The sequence below is a fragment of the Streptomyces glaucescens genome (assembly GCF_002154375.1).
GTDB lineage: Bacteria > Actinomycetota > Actinomycetes > Streptomycetales > Streptomycetaceae > Streptomyces > Streptomyces glaucescens.
Genome location: NZ_MUND01000918.1, coordinates 1 through 3,821, shown reverse-complemented (window position 1 = coordinate 3,821; position 3,821 = coordinate 1). Strand labels below are relative to the sequence as shown.

Below are 3,821 nucleotides of genomic sequence, written 5' to 3'. Positions count from 1 at the left end.
GACACGGGCATGCTGGCCGCCCTGCACGTCCTCGCGGCCCTCGGCGGCCAGCATGCCCGTGTCGGCGTTCCAGAAGTCCTTGAAGTAGTAGTGGGCGGAGTGTTCACCGCCGAAGATCGCGCCCGTGCGCGCCATCTCGGCCTTGATGAAGGAGTGGCCCACGCGGGTGCGGACGGGCGTGCCGCCGTTCTCGCGGACGACCTCCGGGACCGACCAGGAGGTGATCAGGTTGTGGATGACCGTGCCCTTGCCGCCGTACCGGGCCAGCTCGCGGGAGGCGACCAGGGCGGTGACGGCGGACGGGGAGACGGGGTCGCCGTGCTCGTCGACCACGAAGCAGCGGTCGGCGTCGCCGTCGAAGGCGATGCCGAGGTCGGCGCCCTCCTCGCGGACCCGCTGCTGCAGGTCGACGATGTTCGCCGGGTCGAGGGGGTTCGCCTCGTGGTTGGGGAAGGTGCCGTCCAGCTCGAAGTACATGGGGACGAGCGTCAGCGGCAGCCCCGCGAAGACGGTGGGGACCGTGTGGCCGCCCATGCCGTTGCCCGCGTCGACGACGACCTTCAGGGGGCGGATGGAGGTGAGGTCGACGAGGGTGCGGAGGTGGGTCGCGTAGTCCTCCAGCGTGTCGCGCCGGGTGATCGTTCCCTGGGTGGCCGCCGGCTCCGGGGCGCCGGAGTCGGCCCAGGCCTCGACCAGTGCGCGGATCTCGGCCAGACCGGTGTCCTGGCCGACCGGGGCCGCGCCCGCGCGGCACATCTTGATGCCGTTGTACTGGGCCGGGTTGTGCGAGGCGGTGAACATCGCGCCGGGCAGGTCGAGCGCGCCCGAGGCGTAGTACAGCTGGTCGGTGGAGCACAGGCCGATCTCGGTGACGTCGACGCCACGGGCCGCCGCGCCGCGCGCGAAGGCCTGGGACAGGCCCGGCGACGAGGGACGCATGTCATGGCCGATCACGATCGCGTCCGCGCCGGTCACCTGGGCGAATGCCGCCCCGAAGAGCTCGGCCAGCGACTCGTCCCACTGGTCGGGAACGACTCCGCGCACGTCGTACGCCTTCACGATCTGTGACAGATCAGCAGCCACGGCCAACCCTCCTGGAAGTCCTGTCGGTGACCACAAACTACCCGCCCGCGCGGATATCGTGCCGGGCGGTCCGGCGAGCGGACGCACAACGTAATCTCAGGTCAGGGCGGTGTTCAGGACAGGTTCGGCGTGGCGCTCAGTTGTCCGGGGAGCGCAGGACGCGCAGGTGGCCGCGGCGCGCGACCTCCATGGGATCCGCCGCGCGGGCTCCGCCGCCGGCCTGCGCCGCGCGTTCCTGGGGGCGGGCCGCCTCGCGGACGGCGTTCGCCAGCGCTTCCAGGTCGTCGCCGCTGGGCCGGGCGGGCGCCGAGCCGTCGAGCAGCCGGACGACCTCCCAGCCGCGCGGGGCGGTGAGGCGCTCGGAGTGCTCGGCGCACAGGTCGTAGCAGTGGGGTTCGGCGTAGGTGGCGAGCGGGCCGAGGACCGCGGTCGAGTCGGCGTAGACGTACGTCAGCGTCGCGACGGCGGGTCGGCCGCAGGCGGTGCGCGAACAGCGACGTACAGGGCTCACGACGTTGGACGGTACCGCACTCTTGAGCGGGCCGCGACGACTCTCCACCAGGTCACTCCACCGTGTCGCGCTGTGAAACGTCCCACACACCCCTTCTGGCATACCCCACTGACCTGCACAGACACGCATATTCCGGCGTCCGGAGCGGCAGGGGAGCGGTCGCCGGTCGGCACAGAGCGGGTCAATTGCCTCGTCGTCGGTGGTCTCGTAAAGAGGCGAAACGAGCCCAACCTTGGCTGGAATGGTCATCCGGCGACACGCCGTGGGCGAGGACTACCCTTCACCAGTGATGGACAACCGAGTACCGCCCCGTGCCGCCGGCCCCGGGCCCCGCCGTCGTGATCGCCACGGCCGGGGCATGCGCGGCCCGATCGCGCCGCCGCAGGTTCCGCTCGCCGCGAGCCGCGCCGATGTGTTCGCGGATCTGGTGCAGGACTCCGTGGAGCGGCTGGAACGGCGCTGGCCGCAGCTCGCCGACATCGACTTCCTCGTCCTGGAGGTGCCGCGGCTGGACGGGCCGGGGCAGGGGTGGAACGACGAGGCCGTGCCGCTCGGCGGGACGATTCCGGCCCGGGACGGGCGGCGGGCGCGGGTGGTCGTCTACCGGCGCCCGGTCGAGATCCGCACCAAGGGCCGCGACGAGCGCGCCGCGCTGGTGCACGAGGTCGTCGTCGAGCAGGTCGCCGAGCTGCTGGGGCTGACGCCGGAGACGGTGGATCCGCGGTACGGGGAGGACTGAGCCTCCCCGCCTCCCGCCGCCGCCTCGCCGCTACTCCTGGAGGACGGACAGGTCCTGCTCCGTCTCCGGCACCGACACCGTGCCCCGGTCGTCGGGGAGCGTCTGGACGGTGAAGGCCGGGACGTCGTCCTGCTCGGCCGCGAGAGTGCGGGCCGCGTGGACGGGGCCGCCCGAGAGCGGCTCCACCGTCAGCGCGTACGTGCCCTTCAGGCCGCTCGGGACCGGGATCTCCACGTTCTGTGTGGTGCCGGCCCCGAGGGTGTACGTGCGGGAGGCGGGCGTCCCGCCCTCGCTGCCCGCCGACGCCGTGACCTTGACCTTCGCGGCCTCGCCGGGTGCGGTCAGCGAGAGGGTGGTGCCCTTCTCGTCGTTGCCCGCGGCGCTCGCCCGGGTCTCGATCGCGCGGGTCGCCGGGACGAACGCCGTCTCCTGGGCGGAGCCCTTGCCCCGCAGCACGCGCACGGCCGCCACCACGGGCACCGACCGGTCCGTCGGGGTGAGCACGAGGGATCCCGCCTCGCCGCGGGTGACGTCGCCCAGGTCGAGGGCGGTCGTCATGCCCGCCTTGACGTGCAGCGTCTCGTTCCCCGCCGGGGTGAATCCGCCCGTCGGGGAGGCGAGCCGGATCTTCAGGTCGGCGTCCGTGTCCCCGGGGGAGAAGGCGACCAGCCGCACCTCGGTGGCGTCCTCGGGGATGCCGGGCAGCACCAGGCTGTCCGCCGGATCCGCGGCGGCCGTCAGCCAGTCCCCGCCCAGCTTGTCGTCGAGCGCCTGGACCGCCGCTCCGAGCCGGCCGCTGCGCACGGTCACGTGCACGGTGAGGTCGGTCTGCCGCTCGCCGGTCAGGGTGGAGAGCAGGATCGGCTCTGTGGAGTGCGGCGGGACCGTCATGCCTTCGCCCACCGTCGACTCCAGCGGGCCTTCCGCGCCGTACAGCTCGATGTCCACGACGGCGGCGGAGTCGTCGGGGTTGGTGAGGTGCAGGTAGTCCGTGCGGCCCTGGCCCGTGCTCGCGCCCGGGAACCAGAACTCGGTGTCCGGGGTGGTGCAGCCGAGGCCCTGGAGGCCGCGTCCGGTGCCCGCGGTGACCTCGGTGGTCTGCTGGACGGTCCAGCCGGGCGCGTACCTGCCCTCGGCGGTGCCGATCAGCGCGGGCGACTCGGCGCCGGAGGACTCGCCCGCGGCCGGCTTGCCGGGCTCCGCGGGCTTCAGCGGGGCCTTGCCCGCCTTGCCGCTCCTCCCCTTGGCGTCGTCGCCGGCCTCCGCGGTCTGCCGGGCGGCCGTCCGCAGGTGCGCCGTGCCCTCCTTCGCCGCGCCCGCGGTGACGGGGGTGAAGGAGGCGTACGTCGTCTCGGCGAGGTCGGAGGCGCTGGGTGCCGGGCAGGCCAGGCTGGTGCGTTCGACGGGCAGGCGCGCCGCCGCGCGGGCGGTGCCGGACGCGTCGGGGGCGGTGAGCGTGGCGGCTGCGGTGACGGCGGCGAGCGCGGC

General features: G+C 73.7%; 4 protein-coding genes. 1 reads left to right on the top strand and 3 read right to left on the bottom strand.

Annotated elements, in window-relative coordinates:
- Both CCN42_RS39265 and CCN42_RS39260 read right to left on the bottom strand, forming a co-directional pair.
- Window positions 1-1,083, bottom strand: a 1,083-nt coding sequence (locus tag CCN42_RS39265) for a phosphomannomutase/phosphoglucomutase (RefSeq protein ID WP_086741949.1), incomplete at its 3' end; no start/stop codon positions are given.
- 136 nt (window positions 1,084-1,219) lie between these two features.
- Window positions 1,220-1,642: a DUF3499 domain-containing protein gene (locus CCN42_RS39260; RefSeq protein WP_086171143.1), complete on the bottom strand. Its 423-nt coding sequence runs from the start codon at window positions 1,640-1,642 to the stop codon at window positions 1,220-1,222.
- A gap of 241 nt (window positions 1,643-1,883) precedes the next feature.
- Between CCN42_RS39260 and CCN42_RS39255 the strand changes: the two genes are divergently transcribed.
- Window positions 1,884-2,333 (top strand): metallopeptidase family protein, encoded by a 450-nt coding sequence (locus tag CCN42_RS39255; RefSeq protein WP_086171142.1) that lies wholly within the window; start codon window positions 1,884-1,886, stop codon window positions 2,331-2,333.
- Between the two features lie 30 nt (window positions 2,334-2,363).
- On the opposite strand, the gene CCN42_RS39250 is transcribed toward CCN42_RS39255, so the two are convergent.
- A partial coding sequence (locus tag CCN42_RS39250) for a DUF5719 family protein (protein WP_086741948.1) occupies window positions 2,364-3,821 on the bottom strand: 1,458 nt, incomplete at its 5' end.